We start from the raw sequence: 21,305 nt of genomic DNA, 5'->3' as shown, positions 1-21,305 counted from the left end.
ATTATTTGTGTTGATGTGAATTCATGAGCCAGACCACGACCATTTTGGTCATCGACGACGAACCGCAGATCCGTAAGTTCCTGCGCATCAGCCTTACCTCACAGGGCTATAAAGTGCTTGAGGCCGGCAACGGTGCCGAGGGTTTGGCGCAAGCGGCGCTGAACAAACCGGACCTGCTGGTGCTCGATTTAGGCCTGCCGGACATGGATGGCCAGCAAGTGCTGCGCGAGTTTCGCGAGTGGGCGACGGCGCCAGTGCTGGTGCTGTCGGTGCGCGCCAGCGAAGGGCAGAAAGTCCAGGCGCTGGATGGCGGCGCCAATGACTACGTGACCAAGCCGTTTGGCATTCAGGAGTTTCTCGCGCGGGTTCGCGCCTTGTTGCGTCAGGCGCCGGCGGGGGAGGCGCAGCAGGCGGCGCTGAGCTTCGGCCCGCTGACCGTGGATCTGGCTTATCGGCGGGTGTTGCTCGACGGTGTCGAAGTGGCGCTGACCCGCAAGGAATACGCGGTGCTGGCGCAACTGGCACGGCATCCGGGGCGGGTGATTACCCAGCAGCAATTGCTCAAGGATATCTGGGGGCCGACGCACACCGAGGACAGCCATTATCTGCGGATTGTGGTGGGGCATTTGCGCCAGAAGCTGGCGGATGATCCGACGCGGCCGCGGTTTATCGTGACCGAGGCCGGGGTTGGCTATCGGCTGTTGAGTGAGAACAGCCTGTAGTTTTGTATTGGCCGATCTGGCGCTTTCGCGAGCAAGCTCGCTCCCACAGGGGCATGCATTCCAAATGTGGGAGCGAGCTTGCTCGCGAAGATCCTCAAATTCAATGAAGAATTTTAGCCAGTCATCCCTGCTCACTGTCATACCGATCCAGCGTATCCCGGGCAATCTCGCGTCCCAATGCGATCAACTCCGGCGCCTTGTAAAACTCGAAAAACCGGCACACCCGCTTCGGTACATTGATCAGGATATCCGGCGGATATCCGGCGATCTTGTACTGCGCCAGCGAGGTCTGCATCACCTCGAAACTCTGGTTGATCAGATCCAGCAACGAGGCCGGCCCGACGTTATCGATGATGAATGAACCAGTCGCCGATTTCGGTGCGCCTTCACGCTCGGGCGCGGCTGCCGGTTGCTGGCTTTCCGGCTCGGCGCCGTCCAGCCAGGGATTGATGTCCGCCGCTTCGGCGCGCAGTGCTTCCTGTTCGAGCCGCAACAATTGCTCGGCCTGTGTACGGCGGAATGGCATCTTCGATCCCAACGAACTGATCAGGCTGTCGAAGCGTGAGCGAAAAGCGGCAGGGCGCTGGATCACCGGCAATTTGTAGTGACGCTGATTGGTCGAATTGAGATTGACCGCAATGATCAGATCGCAGTGACTCGACACCACGGGCACGATCGGCAAGGGGTTGAGAATGCCACCGTCGACCAGCATGCGATTGCCTTGCATCACCGGGGTGAACAGGCTGGGAATCGCCGCCGAGGCGCGCATCGCCTGATGCAGGCAGCCTTCCTGAAACCAGATCTCCTGCTGGTTGGTGAGGTCGGCGGCGACGGCGGTGTAGGGGATGCGCAAGTCTTCGATGTTGACCTCACCGACGATCTTGCGGATCTGCCCGAAGACCTTTTCGCCGCGAATCGCGCCGAGGCGAAAACTCACGTCGACCAAGCGCAGCACATCCAGATAGTCGAGGCTTTCGATCCAGTTCTTGTACACGTCGAGTTTGCCGGCGGCATAGATCCCACCGACCACGGCGCCCATCGAACACCCGGCAATGCAGGCGATTTCGTAACCGCGTTTTTCGATCTCTTCAATGACACCGATATGGGCATAGCCTCGGGCGCCACCGGAGCCCAGTACCAGCGCGACACGTTTTTTTTTCATCCAGCGTCCTCCCGACAAGGTTCCACAATGCACCCATCGCCGGGCAGGCTCAATCGCCGAAGTCGTTGAGTGCGCCGGTGACGTCGTTTTTTCGCTACTGCATGGCCCTTCAGCGCTATCCTTCTCAGTTGCGCGGTTTCACCCGCCGGCAAGGCACTTTTTCGTAGCCCGGCCGTCTTACCTGCACGACTGTTGACCTATTTGAGGTGTGAGTGATGAAAGCCTGGATCTGTGTGCCGTTGATGGCTCTGGCATTGGCCGGTTGCGCCGGTAAAACCGCTTACCGCGACAGCTGCGGCAGCCAGCTCGACGCGGCTTGGCATGAGCTGGATCTGGCCAAGGCCGAAGGCTTTGCCGGCACTGTCAGCTACTCCAAAGCGTTGTCGCTGCTGACCGCGGCGAAGACCCAGCAGCAATTCGAAGGGTTCGAAGGCTGCAGCAACAAAGCCGAGAAAGCGCGCTTCTACATTCGCGAATCCCGCGCTGGCCGCTAAGCTGCTGACGTGAAGCAAGGACGCTGCTTTGACTGAGCGGCAAAATGAACCTCGAAGCCATTTGAATCAGGAGCAAGTGATGTCTGCGTTGATTGACCGGCTGGTGGCTCATGTCCTGAGTGTGGAAGTGCGCCTGCTGGCCTGTCAGGCACGGCTCACTGCACGGACCGACCCCGAGGCGCTGCATGATCTGCGTACCACGGTGCGGCGCTTGCGCAGTCTGTTGCGGCCATTGCGTGGTCTGCTCGGGGTCGAGCAACTGGAAGATGCCGCCTCGGCGGTCGGCCAATTGACCACGCCGTGGCGCGATCGCGAGGTGCTGGCGGCTTATCTGCTTGCGCATGATCAACCGGCAGCGGCGCAACGGCGCATGGCGCAAATGGCCGAGGCTTATCCGGCGCTGGCGGCGAGTGCCGAGGTGGCTTCGCTGCTGATGATTCTCGACGCTTTCCCGCGATTCCTGCGCGCCTCACAGCGTCAGGGCTTGCTCAAAGGTTTGGACAAGCGCATCGAAAAACGCCTCGGCAAGCAATGGCAGAAGCTCGACGAGGCGCTGCACGATCCCGCTCACGACCGCCATCGCCTGCGCTTGCTGATCAAGCGCGTGCGTTACGGCATTGAGGCCTATCCCGAACTCGACCGCTTGCCCGAGGCGGCGCTGGCTCGCCTCAAGTCTGCCCAAGGCGCGCTGGGCGACTGGCACGATTGCTGGCAGTGGCTGGCGAAGGCTGAGCTTGAGGCGGATCTGCAGCCCTGTGTCGCCACTTGGCAGGCGACCATGATCAAAGCCGAAAGCAAGGCAGATCGCGTGCTGGAAAAACTCAGTTCAGCCTGCTTCAAATAATCCTGAAATCATCACATCCCCTTGTGGGAGTGAGCTTGCTCGCGAATGCGTTCTGTCAGGCGGTACATTCTTACCTGACACACCGCTTTCGCGAGCAAGCTCGCTCCCACAGGGTGTTGTGTGTGTCGGTTAGCCCGGTAAGGCCTTTCTGTCAGCCCATTTGACCGGAATAGACGCTGCGGCGCTCTGCAGCTCTGGTTAAGATCCCTGCATTCCTTTCTTGTTTTCTGAGGTTGCCATGCGCTTTAGCGATCTGCTCGAGGCGGTCCGCCGCCAACCGGAACTGACGATCCCTGCCGAATGGGGCCAGGGCCGTGCCAGTTTCGGTGGTCTGGTGGCCGCGCTGCAATACGAAGCCATGCGCGCAAAAGTACCGGCGGATCGCCCGGTGCGTTCGCTGGCGATCACCTTTGTCGGCCCTGTCGAACCTGAAGTCCCGGTGAGTTTCGAAGTCGATGTACTGCGCGAGGGCAAGGCCGTCAGCCAGGTCATGGGCCGGGCGATGCAGAATGGTCAGGTGGTAACGATCGTTCAAGGCAGCTTCGGTGCTTCGCGGCCGTCGGAGGTGGCTGTCGAAGCCTATCCGGCGCCGTCAATGAAACACTGGGACGAATGCCAGGAATTACCCTATATCAAAGGCGTGACCCCGGAGTTCATGCGTCATCTGGCAATGCGCTGGAGTGTCGGTGGGATGCCGTTCACCGGCACGCAATCGCGGCTGATGGGCGGCTGGGTGCGTTTACGCGGAGATGTCAAAGAAGAACCGGTCAACGAGGCGCATCTGCTGGCCCTGGTGGACGCGTGGCCGCCCGCGCTGTTGCCATATCTGAAGAGGCCGGCACCGGGTAGCACGCTGACCTGGACCATCGAATTCGTGCAGCCGCTACACGATTTGAGCACGCTGGACTGGTGTCAGTACCTCGCCGACATCGAATACGCCGCCGACGGCTACGGCCATGTTGCCGCCAAGCTGTGGAGCGCGGAAGGGGAGTTGATTGCCATGAGTCGCCAGACCGTTACGATTTTCGCCTGACTCAATGCCGACGGTGGCGTTCACGCCAGGCGCGCCACCAGCCGCCACTGAGAAAGAAGCGCGGGAAGGTCAGGAACTGCTCGACCAGTAAACGCGACATCGCGTCTTTACGATCACTGAACGGCTCGGAGGCTTGCGCCTCCAGGCTGTGGCCGTGGCGCTGCAAACCCAGCGCCGCGATGATGCCGATCACGCCGATGGCCACACTGGCCAGACTCAGGCTGAACACTCCGGAGACGATCAGCAGAAACGCGACGATAAACAACGGCACGGCAATCAAGTGCAGCACCAGATTGGTCGGGTGCTGATGATTGCCCGGGTACGCGCGCCATTGCCACGCGGGAAGGTTGGGGTGACGTTTGCCCATGTTTTCTACTCCTCGATCCTTGTTGAACACATGGTTGAAGAATAGGCCTGGGCACGGAGGGCGGCGAATCAAGGTTGGCTATTGAAGTGATAGGCGTCATCGCAAGATTCGATGTTGCCGGGGCTGACGCTTTCGCGAGCAGGCTCGCTCCCACATTGGATCGGTGCGCACACAAATCCCCTTGTGGGAGCGAGCCTGCTCGCGAAGGGGGCATCAGAGTTTCAGTTGACCGATCGCCTTGCTCAACTCCCCAGCCAACGTCGCCAACTCATTACTGGTCGTCGCCGAATCCACAGTCTGCTGCACTGTGTTCTCGGTCACATCACGAATGCTCACCACCGCCCGATTCATCTCTTCGGCGACCTGGCTCTGCTGCTCCGCCGCCACGGCAATCTGCGTGTTGCTCTCACGCATCTGCGCCACCGCGCCGGTGATTTCCGCCAGCGCCGCGCCAGCCTCCTGCGCCTGCTGCACGCAGTCGTCGGCCTTGTACGAACTTTCCTGCATGAAATCCACCGCATCGCGAGTGCCAGCCTGCAAGGCCGAGACCATCGTGGTGATCTCGTCGGTCGAGGTCTGCACACGTTTGGCCAGATTGCGCACCTCATCGGCCACCACCGCAAAGCCGCGGCCCATCTCACCGGCGCGGGCCGCCTCGATGGCGGCGTTCAGTGCCAACAGGTTGGTTTGCTCGGCAATGCTGTGAATCACGCTGACCACGCCGTTGATCTTCTGACTGTCCTCGGCCAGCCGTTGAATCATCTCGGCCGTCTGCTGCACTCCGCTGGAGAGTCCGGCAATCGACTGCTGCACCCGCGCGACCACTTGCTGACCGCTGCCGGCGAGGCCATCGGCGGTCTGCGACAGGTCGCGGGTGGCGCCGGCGTGCTGGGCGATGTGGTAAACGGTGGCGGTCATTTCGTTGATCGCGGTGGCGGCCTGATCGGTTTCGCTCTGCTGGCCGAGCATGCCGTGGCGCACTTCGTTCATGCTCGACGCTAGCCGTGCCGCGCCGACATCCAGTTGCCGCGCGGTGTTGGCGACGGTCGTCACAACGCGCTGGTAACCGGCCTGCATCGCGTTAAACGCATTGGCCATCTGCCCGACTTCGTCTTTACCGGCCAGCGGCACACGGGCCGAGAGATCGCCGCTTTTCTCGACGTGGAGCATCACGTCTTTCAAGGTGTTGAGCTGGCTGAGCAGGAAGCGGATTAAAAGTTGCGAGGCGCACAGCATGGCGAACATCAGGATGAACACTGCCACCGCATAGTTGGCGAAACGTTCGCTGAACACTTGGCTCAGGCTCGGACCATAGGCAATCACCGCGACCTGCTGACCATCGGCGCGGCTGAACACTTCGGCGCCCATTAACGGATTGTCGCCGAACAGCGGCATATGATTGATGTCGTTCCAGCCGTTGCTTTCCGTGATTTCCAGCAAGGGTTGATCGTTCAGGCGCGGTGCTTCGCCGCGTTTAAAGGTCAGCACTTGATCAACTTTCGGCAATGGCTGCCCGGCAGGCCAGGCCTTGAGCAATTGTGCCTGGGCCTGCGCGGATGCTTGCGATGCGTGACTGCGCGCCTGTTGCTCGAGCTGCACGGCGTACAGCACCAGCAACAGGGTGGTGACGAAGGCGACCGCATTGACCGCCCAGAATTTGTATTTCAGCGAGATATTGCTAAGCCAGGCACCCATGGAGGTCTTCTCTGATAGCGGAAACAGTTTTGGCAAGGTGCCATTATTGTGCCGCTATGCAGATTTGCGGATCTTGATATGAGTCAACAGACCGCACGGTCCCGCCCTTGTAGGAGTGAGCCTGCTCGCGATGACGGTGTGTCAGTCACCTCAATGTTGAATGAGCTGCCGCCATCGCGAGCAGGCTCACTCCTACAGAGAAATTGGGGTGTGTCAGGAAAGGGTGGGGAGGTTGTAGAACGCGCGGGCGCACGCGGTGGTGTGCGCCGCCAGATCTTCCTCGGTTTCGCCACGATGCAGCGCCACTTCACGCAGCACTTCAGTCAGATACGCCGGCTCATTGCGACCGTTTTTCGGCTTCGGGCGCAGCGTGCGCGGCAGCAAATAAGGCGCGTCACTTTCCAGCATCAAGCGCCCGCGTTTGATCTCTTTCACCAGCGGATGCAAATGCGTGCCTCGGCGCTCATCACAGATCCAGCCGGTGATGCCGATGTGCAGATCCAGGTCGAGATAGCTGAACAAGGCTTTTTGCTCGCCGGTGAAGCAATGCACCACAGCGGCGGGTAATTGATCGCGGAAGTCTCTGAGGATTTCCAGCAGGCGCTGGCTGGCATCACGCTCGTGCAGGAACACTGGCATTTGCAGTTCAACGGCTAGCGCCAAGTGTTCCTCAAGGACTTTTTCCTGCTGTGGGCGCGGCGAGAAATCACGGTTGAAATCCAGCCCGCATTCACCCACGGCTACCACGTTTTTCTCCTGCAGCAGACTGCGCAAACGGCTTGCGCTATCAACGTTCCAGTCACTGGCCGAATGCGGATGAATACCGGCGGTGGCGAACAGGCGCTGGCCGCTTTCATCGAGTTGCTGGCACAGCTCCAGGGCTTGCTCGCTGCCCTCGACGCTGGTGCCGGTCAGCACCAGTTGGCACACGCCCGCGGCATAGGCGCGCTCGAGTACGGCCTGATGTTTGTCGGCGAAACTGGGGTTGGTCAGGTTGACGCCGATATCGATGAGTTGCATGGTTGCTACCTCGGGCCGAAGGCCGGAAAGCATACCAGAGCTGTAGATTCATAAGAAAAGCCAAGAACTACAACGAGTTATAGCTGTCTGTTGATGCCGCGACGCAGACCGGTTTGGTAGAAGTGCCATTACTGTGCCAGTCTCTCGCACGTTGCCAGCGCTCATGGCGCTCTGTTTTCGTCGGTGATTTCGACGTTTTAACGATGAAATCGCCCCGTATTCTTTCCGGAGAGTGGATGGTTCGTCCCTCGGTTTTGCTCCTGTTGTGTGGCTCGCTGCTACTGCCGATGACGGCGGTTGCGCGCCTGCCCGGGCCGCTGCAAGCCGTGCCGGCGGCCAAGGTGCGCGACTTGTCCGAGATTCGTAGCAGCCGCGTGTTGCGGGTGCTGGTCAATCAGAGCCGCAACAGCTCCGGCGAAGTCCAGGGCCAGGCCATCGGCGTCGAATACCATCGCCTGCGCGCCTTCGAGCAATACCTCAACGGCCATGCCCGCGATGGTCAGGAAATCACCCTCAAGATCATTCCCAAAGCCAAGGACCAACTGCTCGGCGCCTTGCAGCGGGGCGAGGGTGATCTGGTCGCGCCGGGCGAATTGCTCGATTTGCAAGCGGGCTTCGCGGTCGCCAGTAGCGAACCGATTGCCAGCAATGTGCCGCTGGTGCTGGTCGGGATCAAGGGCGAGCGGCGCTACACCAAGGTCGAGCAGCTTTCCGGCAAAACCCTGGCGTTGCCGACCGGCAGTGCGGCGGGGGAGGCGGTCAGTCAGCTCAATCAGAAACTGGCGTTGCACAAATTGGCGCCGATCAAGATCGAATGGGTTGATCCGTCCCTGGCGGTCGAAGACGTGCTGGAGATGGTTCAGGGTGGCATTTTCCACCTGACCATCGTCGAGCAACCCATCGCCGAGCGCTGGGGCAAGATCTTGCCGAAGCTGCGTTTTGACCGGCAACTGATAATCAGCGAACCGGGCGAGGAGTACTGGTTCGTACGCCGCGACGCCTCGATGTTGCGCGCGAGCATTGATCGCTTTCTCGGCGGTTACAAGAAGCCATCCAATGAAGATGCGGCGTTTTTGCGCATCTATCGGCGTCTCTATCAAGTCCACTATCCCTTGGCCAAGGCTGATCGCCAGCGCCTGGAAAAACTGCGCCCGACCCTGCAAAAGCATGCCGACGCGCAGAACATGGACTGGCTGAATCTGGCCGCACTGGCGTTTAAGGAGTCACGCCTGCAACCCAATGCCCGCAGCGGCAGTGGTCCGACCGGGCTGATGCAGATCACGCCTTCTGCCGCTCAGCGAGTCGGCGTGAACAACATTCAAAATCTCGATGCGAATGTGCAGGCCGGGGCCAAGTACCTGGCGATGATCCGCCGCAAGTTCTTCAACAGTCCCAAGCTCAATGAACGTGAACGCATGGCTTTCACGTTGGCGGCCTACAACATCGGCCCCGAGCGCGTGCAGGGCATGCGCGCTGAAGCCCGGCGGCGTGGACTGAACCCCAATCAGTGGTTCTTCCAGGTCGAACGCATTGCCATGGAGCAGGTAGGAATGGGGCCGGTCAGCTATGTTAATAGCGTGAACAAGTATTACTTGGCGTTCGACCGGGAGCGGGAGTCGTTGGAGCCCGGGGCGCAAAAAGTCGTCTCACGGAAATGATCTAATAAACTGATTGTTATGGCGGAATATTTGCGCTTTTAACATGAAATTTATTGATTAATATAGCGGCCAACCAACACACATAACTTCTCGCAAAAACAAGGAACGCCCCATGAGCTCTCTGATCAACAAAGTACTGTTCACCCGCGCTGGCTATGGCCTGACCATCCTGCGCATTGCTGTCGGCGTAATCTTTGCGGCTCACGGTTCGCAAAAACTTTTCGGTCTGTTTGGTGGTTACGGTTTGGCGGGCACCGCGCAGTACATGGACAGCATCGGTCTGCACCCGGGCTACCTGATGGCCACATTGGCGGGCGGTACTGAGTTCTTCGCTGGCCTGGCGTTGATCATTGGCCTGCTGGTGCGTCCGGCAGCATTGGGTCTGACCTTTCTGTCGCTGGTGGCGATCTTCACCGTTCACATCAGCAACGGTCTGTTTATGGCCAACAACGGTTACGAGTTCGCCCTGGCTCTGCTCGGTGGCAGCCTCGCCGTCCTGATCGAAGGCGCCGGCAAGCTCTCGGTGGACCGCGCCATCGCCGGTTAAGCGCTCTGGCTCAAGGAACAGGCCCGCATTGTGCGGGCCTTTTTTGTTGCGGCTGATTCTTGACACTGATCGGTCACGTTCTCTAGGATGTTGCCCATGCGCCGATTTAAACAGCTACTTGCGGGGCGCCAGGTGACTTCAAAAGTTGCCGTCAGAAGCCGGAACAGGGCTTCGAAATACCGCTAAAGCGCTGGTTCGGTGTTGCCTCTCACCTGCCATGCAGACTTTTGAGGCAGAGACACGACACGATGAATGCACTACGCCCTCCAGCACGTCCCGCGCCGATCACTGCGCATATCACTCAACGCAACCCGAAAATTCTCCTTGGCGGCAAACATCAGCCAACGCTGCTGCGTTATCTCGATGGCTGGCCACGGCGCAGTGGCGGTCCTGCCGCGTTCCTGATCCAGTTCGTTGAAGACGGCGAGTCGCTGTCACGTTTTGCCAGTGACAGTTTTGATCTGGCGGTGATTCAGACGCCGAGCGCTGAAGATGCGCCGGAGATGATCAAGCAACTGGTGCGCGTTGCGCGGCAGGGCCTGATCACCCGCCGCTGATTCGCTTTACGGATAGTCGATGGCGACGATGTAAACGAACTGCTCGCCGGTCGGCGTCTGCACCCGGACTTCAGCATCCAGCGCCTTGCCGATCAAGGCGCGGGCCAGTGGCGAGTCGATGCTGATCAGGCCCAGTTTCAGATCCAGTTCATCGGGGCCGACGATGCGGTAGCGCGATTGCTTGCCGTCTTCGTCCTCGATGGTCACCCAGGCGCCGAAGTAGACTTTGTTCGGATCGCTGGGTTTTTCACTGACGACTTTCAACGCTTCCAGACGTTTGGTGAGAAAGCGTACGCGACTGTCGATCTCGCGCAGCATCTTCTTGCCATAGGTGTACTCGGCGTTCTCCGAACGATCGCCCTGAGCCGCGGCCTCGCTGACCGATTGCGTCACTTGCGGGCGGCGCACATGCCACAACTCATGGAATTCGGCGCGCATCCGCGCTTCACCTTCAGGGGTGATCAGCGCGGTGCCGGCGGTGCGGGGAGGGCGATAACGGCTCATGGCAACTTCTTTTGATTAAGACCGCTTGAGTCTATCAACCCTCACGCAACACTGTCAGTGGACTTGCGTTGAGTGCCCGACGCGTACCGAATACACCGGCACCACCAATCAACGCCGCGCCAATCAACGGCAGCACCAGCAACCACGGATGCGGATGCCACGGCAGATCGAACGCGTAGCGATACAACACCAGACTCACCACTTCCGAGCCGATCGCGGCGAGTAATCCGCTGACTGCACCGAGCAGGCCGAATTCGATGCGCCGCGCCTTGATCAGCAACTGCCGCTCCGCGCCCAATGCACGCAACAGTGCACCTTGGCGGATACGTTCATCCAGCGTTGCCTGCAAACCGGAAAACAGCACGGCCATACCCGCCGCCAACACAAACAACAACACATATTCGACCGCCAAAGTGACTTGGGCGAGGATGCTGCGCAGTTGTTCCAGCAGGGCCTCGACCTGAAGAATGGTCACCGCCGGGAATGCGCGCGACAGTTCGACGATCTGCTGATCATGGCCGGGGGCCAGATAGAAGCTGGTCAGGTAAGTCGCCGGCAGATCCTTCAAGGTGCCGGGCTGGAAGATCATGAAGAAGTTCGGCTGGAAGTTGTCCCAGTTGATCTCGCGCAGGCTGGTGACCTTCGCTTCACGGTTGACCCCGCCGACACTGAACACCATGTGATCGCCGAGTTTGAGCTTGAGGCTTTCGGCGACTTTGCCTTCCACCGATACGCCGGGAACACCGTCGGTTGGCTGATCTTTCCACCACTCACCGGCAGTGAGCTTGTTCCCCGCCGGCAAATCCGCCGCCCAGGTCAGGCTCAAGTCGCGCTGCACAGCGCGATCGCCTGCCGAATCCTTGCTGACGATTTGCTGCACAGCTTCGCCGTTGATGCTGATCAATCGGCCGGGTACGACCGGATAAAGAGGTGCGGCTTGCGCGGACACTTTTATCAGGTGATCGGTGAAAGCCTGTTTATCTGCCGGCAGAATATTCAGGGCGAAGTAGTTCGGCGCGTTTTTCGGCAACTGGTTTTGCCAGGTGTCGAGCAATTCGCCGCGCAGCAGGGCGATCAAGGCCATCGACAGCAGAATCAGGCCGAAGGCCAGCGACTGACCGGCCGCTGCCAACGGATGCCGCAGCAACTGGCCCAGGCCCAAGCGCCATGGCAGCGAAGCACGGGCGAGCATCCGCCGCAGGCTTTGCAGCAGCAACAACAGCAAACCGCCCAATACCAACGCGGCGACCACGCCACCGCCGAGCAAGGCGAATGTCAGCAGCAGATCGAGGCTCAGGCGCCACATGATCAGGCCGAGGGCGCCTAATGCTGCGCCGTAAACCATCCAGGTGCTCGACGGAATCGGCAGCATGTCGCGGCGCAATACACGCAGCGGCGGCACACGACCCAATGCGGCCAGTGGCGGCAAGGCGAACCCGGCCAAGGCGACCAGCCCGGTGCCGATCCCGGCAACGGCGGGAAACACACCGCCCGGTGGAACGTCGCTTGGCAACAAATCATGCAGCAGTGCGAACAGGCCCAGTTGCGCCAGCCAGCCGAGCAGCGCACCGCTGAGTGCGGCGAACAGCCCGAGTACAGTCAACTGCAGACTGAACAGCACCATGGTTTCCCGCCGCGACAGACCGAGGCAGCGCAGCAAGGCACTGGCGTCGAAACGGCGACTGGCGAAACGGTTGGCCGACAATGCCACCGCCACTCCGGCCAACAAGACGGCGACCAGACTGGCCATATTCAAATAGCGCTCGGCCTTACCGAGTGCACCGCCGATCTGCCGGTTGCCATCGCGGGCGTCCTGAATCCGCTGATTCGCGGCGAGCCCGGGTTTGATCAGTTGTCGATAAGTTTCCAGCGCCTGCGGTTCACCGCGCCACAGCTCGCGGTAACTCACGCGGCTGCCGGGTTGCACCACGCCGGTGGCCGCGAGGTCGTCGAGGTTGATCATGACTCGCGGCGTGAGGCTATAGAAGTTGCCGGCGCGATCCGGTTCATACGTCAGTACTCGGGCCAGTTTCAACGTCTTCATGCCGACATCGATGCTGTCGCCAATTTTCAGATCCAGTGCAGTCAGCAGGCGTGCCTCGACCCAGGCTTCGCCGGGTTGCGGTTCGCCGCCAGATTCTTCGGTGGCGAACGGCGCGGGTGCGCTCTTCAGTTCGCCGCGCAACGGATAGGCACGGTCGACGGCTTTGATACTCGACAACTGAATGCCATTGTCGGTGGCGATGACGCTGGAGAATTCCACCACTTGCGCATGCTTCAGACGCAGCTCGGTGCCACTCCTGATCTGTTCTTCACGGGCTGGCGAGCTGCCCTCCAGCACCAGATCGGCACCGAGAAATTCGGTCGCGCGCAGCATCATGGCGCCGTTGAGGCGGGCGCCGAAATAACCGATGGCGGTACTCGCCGCCACCGCCACCACCAGCGCGAAGAACAACACACGCAATTCCCCGGCGCGGGCATCGCGCATGAGTTGGCGTATGGCGAGACTGAACAGACGCAACAGCGGCAAACGTGCCATCAAGGCTCCAGAGGGGCGACCAACAGCCCGGCTTCAAGACGGATCAGGCGCCGGCAGCGATGGGCCAGGCGTTCGTCGTGTGTCACCAGCACCAGGGTGGTGCCGCGTTCCTTGTTCAATTCGAAGAGCAAGTCGCTGATGCGCTCGCCGGTGTGGCTGTCGAGGTTGCCGGTCGGTTCATCGGCGAACAGCACGTCAGGCTCGGCTGCGAAGGCGCGGGCAATGGCCACACGTTGCTGCTCGCCACCGGAGAGCTGGCGCGGCGAGTGCGTCAGGCGCTGGCCGAGACCGACGCGCTGGAGCAATTCGGTGGCCCGTTCACGCGCATCTTTGCGGCCGTCGAGTTCCAGCGGCAGCATGACGTTTTCCAGTGCGTTGAGGCTATCGAGCAACTGAAAGGACTGGAAGACGAAGCCGACATGCTCGGCACGAATGCGTGCACGCTGGTCTTCGTCGAGATTGCTCAGGCCCTGGCCGGCGAGGATGACTTCGCCGCTGCTCGGCAAGTCGAGGCCGGCGAGCAGGCCGAGGAGGGTGGATTTGCCCGAACCGGACGCGCCGACGATGGCGAGGCTGTCGCCCTTGTTCAGTTCCAGGCTGAGTTCGTGCAGGATAGTCAGTTCACCTTCCGCGCTGGGAACCACTTTGCTGAGGTTCTTCGCGGTGAGAATGCTTGCGCCCATGGAGAATCCGATGCGTGTGTGGTTTTTGAGTGCTGGCCTGGCCTTGATGTGCATGGCCCAGAACGCAGCGGCGGGTACTGTCCTGATCGTTGGCGATAGTATCAGCGCCGGTTTCGGACTGGATACCCGCTTGGGATGGGTGTCGTTGCTCGAACAACGGCTCAAACAGGAGGGTTTCGACGACAAAGTGGTCAATGCCTCCATCAGCGGCGACACCAGCGCCGGAGGCCAGGCACGGCTGCCGGCGCTGCTTGCAGAGCATAAGCCGGAACTGGTGATCCTCGAACTGGGTGGCAACGATGGCTTGCGTGGAATGCCGCCAACTCAATTGCAACAAAATCTTGCCTCGATGATCGACAGCTCGCGTCAGAGCGGGGCCAAGGTGCTGCTGCTCGGCATGCAACTGCCGCCCAATTACGGCAAGCGTTACACCGATGCCTTCGCCGAGGTCTACGGCAAACTCGCCAACGATAAAAAGATCCCCACGGTACCGTTTTTCCTCGACGGTGTGGGCGGTCATCCGGACCTGATGCAGGCCGATGGTCTGCACCCGGCAGCCGGGGCTCAGGGCAAGTTGCTGGAAAATGTCTGGCCGACGCTAAAACCGCTGTTATGAGGCTTTTCTAAGGACAGGCTTTCGGCTAATGTGGCGCCCCCTTATCTGGAGCCCCCGATGTCGCGTTCTGCCTGGTCCCTGTTTGCCTACCAACTGATCGAGCCTGACGAACAGCTGGATCTGTTCGCCTGCCAGGAAGTGCGGGTGCATCTGGTGACCCGTCAACTCGAACTCGGTGGTTCGGCTGATCGCACCCTGTGCGGCAGCTTGCTGCCGGCGCAACCGCGCTGGTCGAGCGTTGATCGCCGGGTGTTTCAGGATCAGCGCCTGTGCTCGCTGTGCCGGGCGATTCTGGAATCGCAGAAGCGCGGCACCTCGCCGATCTGGCCGGAGCTGCGTTTCGAGCTCTGATTCTGTGGGAGCCGAGCTTGCTCGCGAAGAGGCCAAGTCAGTTAACATTTTTGGCGACTGACCCACTGCTTTCGCGAGCAAGCTCGCTCCCACCTGGAACACCTTGTCGCCTGCAATGGGGTGATCTCCCCGAATATTCAAAGTGCGGTGTACAATCGCGCTCTTATACCCTTGTTGATCATGCGAAGGATTTTCCGGATGTTGCCGCGCTTTCCTGCCGTCACCCGCTGCCTGTCACTTGCCGCCCTGTGTGTGGCCGGTCCCGTTGCTGCATTGGAGTTTCCCCTGCCACCACCCGGTGAAGACATCATCGGTCAGGTGCAGGTGATCAAAGCCAAGTACGAAGATACCTTCGCCGATCTGGGCACGAAGTACGATCTGGGCTACTCGGAGATGGTCGCGGCCAACCCGGGCGTCGATGCCTGGTTGCCGGGTGCCGGCACTGAAATCGTCTTGCCGACCCGCTTCATTCTGCCGCCGGGCCCGCGCGAAGGCATCGTTATCAACCTTGCCGAATACCGCCTCTACTACTTCCCGAAAGGCCGCAACGTGGTGTACACGTTCCCGCTGGGTATCGGTCGTGAGGGTTGGGGCTCGCCAATCGCCCACACCTCGATCATCGCCAAAACGCCAAACCCGACCTGGACGCCTCCAGCGTCGATCAAGGCTGAACACGCCGCAGACGGTGATCCGCTGCCAAACGTAGTGCCGGCCGGCCCGAACAACCCGTTGGGCCCGTTCAAGTTCACCCTGGGTACGCCGGGTTACCTGATCCACGGTTCGAACAAGAAATTCGGTATCGGCATGCGCACCAGTCACGGCTGCTTCCGCATGTTCAACAATAACGTGCTGGAAATGGCCAGCATGGTGCCGGTAGGCACGTCGGTGCGTATCCTCAACGATGCCTACAAGTTCGGCAGCAGTGGCGGCAAGGTTTATCTGGAAGCGCACACGCCGATCGACGACAAGGGCAACCCGTCGGTGGTCGACAAGCACACTGCGGTGATCAACGCGATGCTCAAGCGTGAAGACGTCACCAGCAACCTGCGGGTGAACTGGGATGTGGTGCGTGATGTGGTCGCGGCCGAAGATGGCCTGCCAACGGAAATCGGCACGCCGAGTGCCTCGGCCCCGATGGTTTCGAGTACACCGATCGACTTGCAGCAGTAAGTCGAGGTTAAAGGCCCGCCGATGCGTACAGCGCCGGCGGGTTTTTTATTGCCCGGGCAAAAGCATCGGGCACAAAAAAGCCGACCCGAAAAATCGGGTCGGCTCGATAACAACCCCGAAGGATTATTACTTGCGGCTAGCTTTGTCCAGCATGCGCAGAGCACGCTCGTTAGCTTCGTCAGCAGTCTGTTGTGCTTTTTGAGCAGCAGCCAGAGCTTCATCAGCTTTACGGTAAGCTTCGTCTGCACGAGCCTGGGAGCGAGCAGCTGCGTCTTCAGTAGCGGTCAGACGTGCTTCGGTTTCTTTCGATGCGCTGCTGCAACCGGTAGCCAGAACTGCGGCCAGAGCCAGAGCAGAGAATTTCAGAACGTTGTTCATCGTGTTCCCCTTCAAGGACTTTCAATTAAGTGGCTGTCTCCTCACGATTGAGGAAATAGCCGGCGTACATACTACCCATTACTTGTAGTAAGTAAACTGACGTAAGGCAAGAAGCAAAAAAAATTGTAGGCGTTGATTCTTTTTCGAGCAACTTTTAACTGCGCTGTTTAAAAAATATACAGCTACAAGCCCCGAGCTGAGCGAGTTAATGAGAAAAAGTTCCCGTTGCCACGTGCTGTTTTTGCAGTCTTGGCTAAAGTCTTTCTAGATGAATACGTCGACACTTTTGTTCCGAATTTGCGTGCTGCTTCGCTTATCTTTGTCCATGTTGAGGTGACTTTAAAAAAGGCTGCACGTCTTAAGTCTCAACATCCGGCAATGTTCAGGTGACCGGTTTGGCAAGATCTTCTTCCAGGCCCACCCTGCGTCCATCGGAGCAACCCCCGTCAACCCGCTTGATGACGAGCGTACCTTGAGCATTTTTGCCAATGGTGCCTACTATTTATCAGGTGCCAGGTTGCGCGAGATCGGTGTGGCTCTTCTCGGTGTCCATCAGGCACGGGGTGGCGTAGATGTTCCTTCGCCGGAAAAACATCGGTAAGGTAGGGGTCAGAATTCAAGACCCGCGAGGAGTAGTGATGAGCGAGGCGTTGTCCATCCACCATGACCAGGCTGGTCATCAGTTCGAGACCAATGTGGACGGTCATCGTGCCTACCTGACCTATATGGATCTGGGGAAACAGACCCTGGATATCTATCGCACGTTTGTGCCCAACGCCCTGCGTGGCCGTGGCATTGCCGCAGCGCTGACCGAAAGCGCGCTGCAGTACGCCGAAGAAATGGGCTACACGGTGATCCCGTCTTGCTCCTACGTCGAGCGCTACATGGAGCGTCATCAGCGCCGCGCCGCCAAGATCTGAATCGCACACACAAAAACGCCGGGCATTGCCCGGCGTTTTTTTATGCCTGTAAAACGCGTATCAGCTGCGCTGGCGTTTTGGCAGAACATCCTTGAGCTTGGCGTGCATGCTGCGCAGGGTGTTCTCGGTAGCGGACCAGTCGATGCAGGCATCGGTGATCGACACGCCGTATTGCAGGTCGGCGAGGTCTTTCGGAATCGCCTGGCAGCCCCAGTTCAGGTGACTTTCGACCATCAGGCCGATGATCGACTGGTTGCCTTCGAGGATCTGGTTGGCGACGTTCTCCATCACCAGCGGTTGCAGGGCCGGATCCTTGTTGGAGTTGGCGTGGCTGCAGTCGACCATGATGTTCGGCTTGATCTTCGCTTTGTTCAGCGCCTGCTCGCACAGGGCAACGCTGACCGAATCATAGTTCGGCTTGCCGTTACCACCGCGCAGCACCACGTGACCGTAGGCATTGCCTTTGGTGGTGACGATCGACACGCCACCTTCCTGGTTGATGCCGAGGAAGCGGTGCGGGCTGGACACCGACTGCAAGGCGTTGATCGCCACAGTCAGACCGCCGTCGGTGCCGTTCTTGAAGCCGACGGCCGAGGACAGGCCGGAAGCCATCTCACGGTGAGTCTGCGATTCAGTGGTACGTGCGCCGATGGCCGACCAACTGATCAGGTCCTGCAGATACTGCGGGGAGATCGGGTCGAGGGCTTCGGTCGCGGTCGGCAGGCCTTTTTCGGCCAGATCCAGCAGCAACTGACGACCGATGTGCAGGCCGTCCTGAATCTTGAACGAGTCGTCCAGGTACGGATCGTTGATCAGGCCTTTCCAGCCCACGGTGGTCCGTGGCTTCTCGAAATACACGCGCATGACCAGGTACAGGGTGTCGGAGACTTCCGCAGCCAGCACCTTGAGGCGATCGGCGTATTCGTGGGCAGCCTTGATATCGTGGATCGAGCACGGGCCGATCACTACGAACAGACGGTGGTCGGTGCCATCAAGAATGTTGCGAATGACTTCGCGGCCCTTGGTGACGGTGCGCAGGGCAGCATCGCTCAGAGGAATATCACGCTTGAGCTGATCGGGAGTGATCAGGGTCTCGTTAGAGGCGACGTTTAGGTCGTTGATCGGTAAATCAGCCATCGTTTACTCGTCAGGTCACGGGTGCCGGCCGCCAGCGATCCCCGCGCGGCGGAGCACAGCAGATTTAAGCGCGTCGGGGAGCGGAACCTTAGCGCGTAAAGCGCCTGCTCGACAATGGGCATGTAACGGTTTAGAGAAGAGCGTCAGTCCAGTACTGGCTGGGCGAAAGCCTTGCGCACGCTGTCGTGGGAGAACTCGTCGGCGTGTTGCTCGACCCATTGCAGGGCCACCGCCTGAATTTCTTGCAGGTCATCGTGGGTGTCATGCATGCGGCAGTAGCGCTCGATCTGACACACTTGCTCACCCATTCGCGCACTGAACAGCGTCTGCTCATCGGTAAACGCGATGCCCACCAGATAGCCTTTTTTGCGCCGCAGACACCACGCCACGTAGCCCGGGTAACAAATGTCGGCATGCAGTGACGGCATGCGCACTTGCAGCGCCGTGCCATGGCGCCAGGCACGGTGGTAATTGCAAGCGATGCCGCCGAGGCTGATAGTGTGCAGCTGTTGCCTGGAAATACACTCAGGCTTGAGCAAGGTTAATTCAACCGGCACCTCGTCCGGATGAGGAATGAAACGTCCCATGAGCACAGACTCCCTGTGTCAGCCATTTGACATTGTTTCCCCCAGTATAGTGGTCGAATCCGAACTGACCGATTTCGACGCCGACCAACGGCTATTGGCGATGAGCGGCGTTTCGCTGGTGATTTTCACCAGCGTCGGCTGCGCCAGTTGCCGATATGCCCGCGAAGTGTTGCCGGCTATGGCGCTGGGGATTGATCGTCTGTGCTGGATCGATGCCGGCGACAACGGCGGGTTGGTCGAGCGCTATCAGGTCTTTCATTTACCGGCGTTGTTCGTGGTGCGCGACGGCGAGTTCTTTGGGGCATTGCACACGCGCCTGACGACCGATGCGTTGAACGCGGCGCTGGCGCAGGCACTGGGGCGAATTGCAGAGGAGTTGCCATGATGGGGGCAGTGAATAAACCGGTCGTAGGGATCATCGGCACCGGCGCAATTGGTGGTTTTTACGGTGTGATGCTGGCGCGCGCCGGTTTCGATGTGCACTTTTTGTTGCGCAGCGAGTTTTCGGCGGTGGCTGAGCGCGGTTTGCAAATCAACAGCGCGGTGCATGGCCCGCTGACGTTGCATCCGGCGCAGGCCTATTCGTCCGCCGAAGACATGCCCAAGTGCGACTGGCTGTTAGTGGGGGCGAAGACTACCAGCAACGCCGGCCTGGCTCCGTCGATCATTCAAGCGGCCAAACCGGATGCGAAAGTGCTGGTGCTGCAAAACGGTCTCGACGTCGAAGATGGCTTGCGTGAGCTGCTTCCCGATTCCCTGCACCTGTTGGGTGGCTTGTGCCTGATCTGCGTGCATCGCGAGGGGCCTGGACAAGTTACCCACCAAGCCTTGGGCGCGGTGAACGTCGGTTACCACAGTGGTCCGTTCAGCGCTGACGCTGCACGCATGGCGATCGTCGAGGAGGGGGCCGGGTTGTTCCGCGCCGCCGGAATCGATTCCCAGGCGATGGCCAATCTGCACCAGGCGCGCTGGCAGAAACTGGTGTGGAACATCCCCTACAATGGACTCTCGGTACTGCTCGGCGCCAGCACCACGCCGCTGATGGCGGACGCCGACAGCCGTATGCAGATCCAGGCGTTGATGGCCGAAGTGGTGCAGGGTGCCAAGGCCTGCGGCCAGGACATACCGCCGGGATACGCCGATTACCTGTTCATGATGACCGAGAAAATGCCCGACTACTGGCCGAGCATGTACCACGACTTTTTACATAAGCGACCGCTGGAGCTGGAGGCGATTTACGCTCGGCCACTGGCAGCGGCCAAAGCGGCGGGCTGTGAGCTGCCGCGCATCGAAGCGCTGTATCGTAATTTACGTTTTATCGACCGGCGCAACGTTTAGGTCGTTTTTTTGTGAGGGGCGGGGGAAAGCATGGCCAAGAACATCGATGACAAACTGGTGCTGGCGATTTCGTCGCGTGCCCTGTTCGACCTGAGCGAGAGCCACAAGGTCTACCTGTCGAGCGGTGTCGAAGCCTATCGGCAATACCAGATTGAGCATGAGGACGAAATCCTCGCACCTGGCGATGCTTTTCCGCTGGTGGAAAAACTCCTGAAACTCAACAGTCGCCTCGGCCGCGCGCGGGTCGAGGTGATTCTGGTCTCGCGCAACAGTGCCGACACCGGCCTGCGCGTATTCAACTCGATTCACCATTACGGTCTGGCGATTTCCCGCGCGGCGTTTGTTGGCGGGCGCAGTCCGTATCCGTATCTGAAAGCCTTTGGTTGCGACCTGTTTCTTTCGACCCATGCCGAAGACGTACGCGCGGCGCTGGATGCCGGATTCGCAGCGGCGACGATTCTGTCCGGTGGTGCCAGTCGTGCGGCCAGTGACGAATTGCGCATCGCCTTCGACGGCGACGCAGTGATTTTTTCCGACGAGTCGGAACGCGTCTATCAGTCCGGCGGGCTCGAAGCGTTCCAGGCCAAGGAGCGTGAGTCGGCTCGCGAGCCGTTGCGCGGTGGGCCGTTCAAGGGCTTTCTGGCGGCGCTCAATCTGTTGCAGCGCGAGTTTCCCGATGACGATTGCCCGATCCGCACGGCGCTGGTCACTGCACGTTCGGCGCCGGCCCATGAGCGGGTGATCCGCACCTTGCGCGAGTGGGACATTCGTCTCGACGAGTCACTGTTTCTCGGTGGCCTGACCAAATCGGCGTTCCTTGAAGCCTTCGCCGCCGACGTGTTTTTCGACGATCAGGCCGGTCACTGCGAACTCGCCCGCGAAGTGGTCGCCACCGGTCACGTGCCTCACGGCATCAGCAATGAGCCGTCCATCTAAAGCCCTGTGCTTCAAGACGTTGCGTCGCCCGTCGTAGTCGCCAAGGC

The 21,305-nt window shown here is 59.9% G+C and carries 24 protein-coding genes; 14 read left to right on the top strand and 10 right to left on the bottom strand.

Translation table 11 applies throughout. From position 1 onward, the window contains the following. Positions 1 to 23: 23 nt before the first annotated feature. On the top strand, positions 24 to 722 hold the full coding sequence (locus AB4O11_RS28875) for a response regulator (RefSeq protein WP_093435212.1): 699 nt from the start codon (positions 24 to 26) through the stop codon (positions 720 to 722). A gap of 121 nt (positions 723 to 843) precedes the next feature. On the opposite strand, the gene AB4O11_RS28870 is transcribed toward AB4O11_RS28875, so the two are convergent. Continuing rightward, the gene (locus AB4O11_RS28870) at positions 844 to 1,884 is read right to left on the bottom strand and encodes a patatin-like phospholipase family protein (protein WP_093435209.1); all 1,041 of its coding nucleotides are present in this window, start codon (positions 1,882 to 1,884) and stop codon (positions 844 to 846) included. Positions 1,885 to 2,099: 215 nt separating this feature from the next. Here AB4O11_RS28870 and AB4O11_RS28865 point away from each other — a divergent pair, with 215 nt between their 5' ends. The 3 genes from AB4O11_RS28865 (at position 2,100) to AB4O11_RS28855 (ending at position 4,255) form a co-directional block, all read left to right on the top strand. Beyond that, positions 2,100 to 2,378, top strand: a complete 279-nt coding sequence (locus AB4O11_RS28865) for a hypothetical protein (protein ID WP_064120270.1) — start codon at positions 2,100 to 2,102, stop codon at positions 2,376 to 2,378. A 79-nt stretch (positions 2,379 to 2,457) separates the two neighbouring features. Next, complete coding sequence (locus tag AB4O11_RS28860) at positions 2,458 to 3,222, top strand: CHAD domain-containing protein (RefSeq protein ID WP_460129713.1); 765 nt, start codon at positions 2,458 to 2,460, stop codon at positions 3,220 to 3,222. 238 nt (positions 3,223 to 3,460) lie between these two features. Then, complete coding sequence (locus AB4O11_RS28855) at positions 3,461 to 4,255, top strand: acyl-CoA thioesterase (protein ID WP_093435202.1); 795 nt, start codon at positions 3,461 to 3,463, stop codon at positions 4,253 to 4,255. 1 nt (position 4,256) lies between these two features. Here the strand turns inward: AB4O11_RS28855 and AB4O11_RS28850 are convergent, their stop codons facing one another. The 3 genes from AB4O11_RS28850 to AB4O11_RS28840 form a co-directional block, all read right to left on the bottom strand. Then, on the bottom strand, positions 4,257 to 4,622 hold the full coding sequence (locus AB4O11_RS28850; protein WP_095048527.1) for a DUF962 domain-containing protein: 366 nt from the start codon (positions 4,620 to 4,622) through the stop codon (positions 4,257 to 4,259). A gap of 213 nt (positions 4,623 to 4,835) precedes the next feature. Beyond that, a complete protein-coding gene (locus tag AB4O11_RS28845) occupies positions 4,836 to 6,317 on the bottom strand; it encodes a methyl-accepting chemotaxis protein (RefSeq protein ID WP_460129711.1) in 1,482 nt (493 codons plus the stop codon). 213 nt (positions 6,318 to 6,530) lie between these two features. Next, on the bottom strand, positions 6,531 to 7,337 hold the full coding sequence (locus tag AB4O11_RS28840; protein ID WP_099756859.1) for a TatD family hydrolase: 807 nt from the start codon (positions 7,335 to 7,337) through the stop codon (positions 6,531 to 6,533). A gap of 236 nt (positions 7,338 to 7,573) precedes the next feature. On the opposite strand from AB4O11_RS28840, the gene AB4O11_RS28835 reads away from it, so the two are divergent. From AB4O11_RS28835 to AB4O11_RS28825, 3 genes are all read left to right on the top strand, one after another. Further along, a complete protein-coding gene (locus AB4O11_RS28835; RefSeq protein WP_099756858.1) occupies positions 7,574 to 8,995 on the top strand; it encodes an MltF family protein in 1,422 nt (473 codons plus the stop codon). A gap of 112 nt (positions 8,996 to 9,107) precedes the next feature. Then, positions 9,108 to 9,542, top strand: a complete 435-nt coding sequence (locus AB4O11_RS28830; RefSeq protein ID WP_007908568.1) for a DoxX family protein — start codon at positions 9,108 to 9,110, stop codon at positions 9,540 to 9,542. A 248-nt stretch (positions 9,543 to 9,790) separates the two neighbouring features. Continuing rightward, complete coding sequence (locus tag AB4O11_RS28825) at positions 9,791 to 10,099, top strand: hypothetical protein (protein WP_093435191.1); 309 nt, start codon at positions 9,791 to 9,793, stop codon at positions 10,097 to 10,099. Positions 10,100 to 10,105: 6 nt separating this feature from the next. Here AB4O11_RS28825 and greB read toward each other — a convergent pair whose 3' ends face one another. From greB to AB4O11_RS28810, 3 genes are read right to left on the bottom strand one after another with little or no spacing between them, the layout of a single operon-like run. Further along, positions 10,106 to 10,603, bottom strand: a complete 498-nt coding sequence (greB, locus tag AB4O11_RS28820; RefSeq protein ID WP_003226818.1) for a transcription elongation factor GreB — start codon at positions 10,601 to 10,603, stop codon at positions 10,106 to 10,108. 34 nt (positions 10,604 to 10,637) lie between these two features. Then, positions 10,638 to 13,142, bottom strand: a complete 2,505-nt coding sequence (locus tag AB4O11_RS28815; RefSeq protein WP_460129707.1) for an ABC transporter permease — start codon at positions 13,140 to 13,142, stop codon at positions 10,638 to 10,640. Further along, positions 13,142 to 13,825 (bottom strand): ABC transporter ATP-binding protein, encoded by a 684-nt coding sequence (locus AB4O11_RS28810; protein WP_007908572.1) that lies wholly within the window; start codon positions 13,823 to 13,825, stop codon positions 13,142 to 13,144. The genes AB4O11_RS28815 and AB4O11_RS28810 overlap by 1 nt, the downstream gene beginning before the upstream one ends. 10 nt (positions 13,826 to 13,835) lie before the next feature. On the opposite strand from AB4O11_RS28810, the gene AB4O11_RS28805 reads away from it, so the two are divergent. From AB4O11_RS28805 to AB4O11_RS28795, 3 genes are all read left to right on the top strand, one after another. Then, complete coding sequence (locus tag AB4O11_RS28805; protein ID WP_460129705.1) at positions 13,836 to 14,441, top strand: arylesterase; 606 nt, start codon at positions 13,836 to 13,838, stop codon at positions 14,439 to 14,441. A 57-nt stretch (positions 14,442 to 14,498) separates the two neighbouring features. Next, a complete protein-coding gene (locus AB4O11_RS28800; protein ID WP_007908575.1) occupies positions 14,499 to 14,792 on the top strand; it encodes a hypothetical protein in 294 nt (97 codons plus the stop codon). A gap of 198 nt (positions 14,793 to 14,990) precedes the next feature. Beyond that, the gene (locus AB4O11_RS28795) at positions 14,991 to 15,962 is read left to right on the top strand and encodes a L,D-transpeptidase family protein (protein ID WP_460129703.1); all 972 of its coding nucleotides are present in this window, start codon (positions 14,991 to 14,993) and stop codon (positions 15,960 to 15,962) included. 126 nt (positions 15,963 to 16,088) lie between these two features. On the opposite strand, the gene oprI is transcribed toward AB4O11_RS28795, so the two are convergent. Then, entirely contained in the window at positions 16,089 to 16,340 is a 252-nt protein-coding gene (oprI, locus tag AB4O11_RS28790) for an outer membrane lipoprotei OprI (RefSeq protein WP_003199355.1), read from the bottom strand. A gap of 638 nt (positions 16,341 to 16,978) precedes the next feature. On the opposite strand from oprI, the gene AB4O11_RS28785 reads away from it, so the two are divergent. Continuing rightward, positions 16,979 to 17,260, top strand: coding sequence for a GNAT family N-acetyltransferase (locus tag AB4O11_RS28785; protein ID WP_003226804.1), 282 nt, complete (start codon positions 16,979 to 16,981; stop codon positions 17,258 to 17,260). A 60-nt stretch (positions 17,261 to 17,320) separates the two neighbouring features. Here AB4O11_RS28785 and AB4O11_RS28780 read toward each other — a convergent pair whose 3' ends face one another. Next, positions 17,321 to 18,397, bottom strand: a complete 1,077-nt coding sequence (locus AB4O11_RS28780; protein ID WP_007908583.1) for a 3-deoxy-7-phosphoheptulonate synthase — start codon at positions 18,395 to 18,397, stop codon at positions 17,321 to 17,323. A 143-nt stretch (positions 18,398 to 18,540) separates the two neighbouring features. Continuing rightward, the gene (locus AB4O11_RS28775) at positions 18,541 to 18,984 is read right to left on the bottom strand and encodes a PilZ domain-containing protein (RefSeq protein ID WP_099756854.1); all 444 of its coding nucleotides are present in this window, start codon (positions 18,982 to 18,984) and stop codon (positions 18,541 to 18,543) included. On the opposite strand from AB4O11_RS28775, the gene AB4O11_RS28770 reads away from it, so the two are divergent. From AB4O11_RS28770 to AB4O11_RS28760, 3 genes are read left to right on the top strand one after another with little or no spacing between them, the layout of a single operon-like run. Next, positions 18,983 to 19,369, top strand: a complete 387-nt coding sequence (locus tag AB4O11_RS28770; RefSeq protein ID WP_093435180.1) for a thioredoxin family protein — start codon at positions 18,983 to 18,985, stop codon at positions 19,367 to 19,369. The two genes, AB4O11_RS28775 and AB4O11_RS28770, sit on opposite strands and share 2 nt — an antisense overlap. Beyond that, positions 19,366 to 20,322 carry a putative 2-dehydropantoate 2-reductase gene (locus AB4O11_RS28765; protein ID WP_460129701.1) on the top strand — a complete coding sequence of 319 codons (957 nt, stop codon included), beginning with the start codon at positions 19,366 to 19,368 and terminating at the stop codon, positions 20,320 to 20,322. The genes AB4O11_RS28770 and AB4O11_RS28765 overlap by 4 nt, the downstream gene beginning before the upstream one ends. Positions 20,323 to 20,352: 30 nt before the next feature. Then, entirely contained in the window at positions 20,353 to 21,258 is a 906-nt protein-coding gene (locus AB4O11_RS28760) for a 5'-nucleotidase (RefSeq protein WP_093435175.1), read from the top strand. The last annotated feature ends 47 nt before the right edge of the window (positions 21,259 to 21,305 follow it).

The sequence above is a fragment of the Pseudomonas sp. H1_D05 genome, assembly GCF_054682705.1.
Note: the sequence above shows the minus strand (reverse complement) of the source record. Positions and strands in the feature narration are given on the sequence as shown.

Coding starts and splice junctions, on each gene's coding strand:
- AB4O11_RS28760 (WP_093435175.1), top strand. CDS start 20,353: ATGGCCAAGAACATCGATGACAAACTGGTGCTGGCGATTTCGTCGCGT.
- AB4O11_RS28855 (WP_093435202.1), top strand. CDS start 3,461: ATGCGCTTTAGCGATCTGCTCGAGGCGGTCCGCCGCCAACCGGAACTG.
- AB4O11_RS28770 (WP_093435180.1), top strand. CDS start 18,983: ATGAGCACAGACTCCCTGTGTCAGCCATTTGACATTGTTTCCCCCAGT.
- AB4O11_RS28800 (WP_007908575.1), top strand. CDS start 14,499: ATGTCGCGTTCTGCCTGGTCCCTGTTTGCCTACCAACTGATCGAGCCT.
- AB4O11_RS28775 (WP_099756854.1), bottom strand. CDS start 18,984: ATGGGACGTTTCATTCCTCATCCGGACGAGGTGCCGGTTGAATTAACC.
- AB4O11_RS28785 (WP_003226804.1), top strand. CDS start 16,979: ATGAGCGAGGCGTTGTCCATCCACCATGACCAGGCTGGTCATCAGTTC.
- oprI (WP_003199355.1), bottom strand. CDS start 16,340: ATGAACAACGTTCTGAAATTCTCTGCTCTGGCTCTGGCCGCAGTTCTG.
- AB4O11_RS28865 (WP_064120270.1), top strand. CDS start 2,100: ATGAAAGCCTGGATCTGTGTGCCGTTGATGGCTCTGGCATTGGCCGGT.
- AB4O11_RS28780 (WP_007908583.1), bottom strand. CDS start 18,397: ATGGCTGATTTACCGATCAACGACCTAAACGTCGCCTCTAACGAGACC.
- AB4O11_RS28765 (WP_460129701.1), top strand. CDS start 19,366: ATGATGGGGGCAGTGAATAAACCGGTCGTAGGGATCATCGGCACCGGC.
- AB4O11_RS28830 (WP_007908568.1), top strand. CDS start 9,108: ATGAGCTCTCTGATCAACAAAGTACTGTTCACCCGCGCTGGCTATGGC.
- AB4O11_RS28845 (WP_460129711.1), bottom strand. CDS start 6,317: ATGGGTGCCTGGCTTAGCAATATCTCGCTGAAATACAAATTCTGGGCG.
- AB4O11_RS28850 (WP_095048527.1), bottom strand. CDS start 4,622: ATGGGCAAACGTCACCCCAACCTTCCCGCGTGGCAATGGCGCGCGTAC.
- AB4O11_RS28795 (WP_460129703.1), top strand. CDS start 14,991: ATGTTGCCGCGCTTTCCTGCCGTCACCCGCTGCCTGTCACTTGCCGCC.
- AB4O11_RS28860 (WP_460129713.1), top strand. CDS start 2,458: ATGTCTGCGTTGATTGACCGGCTGGTGGCTCATGTCCTGAGTGTGGAA.
- AB4O11_RS28805 (WP_460129705.1), top strand. CDS start 13,836: ATGCGTGTGTGGTTTTTGAGTGCTGGCCTGGCCTTGATGTGCATGGCC.
- AB4O11_RS28870 (WP_093435209.1), bottom strand. CDS start 1,884: ATGAAAAAAAAACGTGTCGCGCTGGTACTGGGCTCCGGTGGCGCCCGA.
- AB4O11_RS28875 (WP_093435212.1), top strand. CDS start 24: ATGAGCCAGACCACGACCATTTTGGTCATCGACGACGAACCGCAGATC.
- AB4O11_RS28810 (WP_007908572.1), bottom strand. CDS start 13,825: ATGGGCGCAAGCATTCTCACCGCGAAGAACCTCAGCAAAGTGGTTCCC.
- AB4O11_RS28835 (WP_099756858.1), top strand. CDS start 7,574: ATGGTTCGTCCCTCGGTTTTGCTCCTGTTGTGTGGCTCGCTGCTACTG.
- AB4O11_RS28825 (WP_093435191.1), top strand. CDS start 9,791: ATGAATGCACTACGCCCTCCAGCACGTCCCGCGCCGATCACTGCGCAT.
- AB4O11_RS28840 (WP_099756859.1), bottom strand. CDS start 7,337: ATGCAACTCATCGATATCGGCGTCAACCTGACCAACCCCAGTTTCGCC.
- AB4O11_RS28815 (WP_460129707.1), bottom strand. CDS start 13,142: ATGGCACGTTTGCCGCTGTTGCGTCTGTTCAGTCTCGCCATACGCCAA.
- greB (WP_003226818.1), bottom strand. CDS start 10,603: ATGAGCCGTTATCGCCCTCCCCGCACCGCCGGCACCGCGCTGATCACC.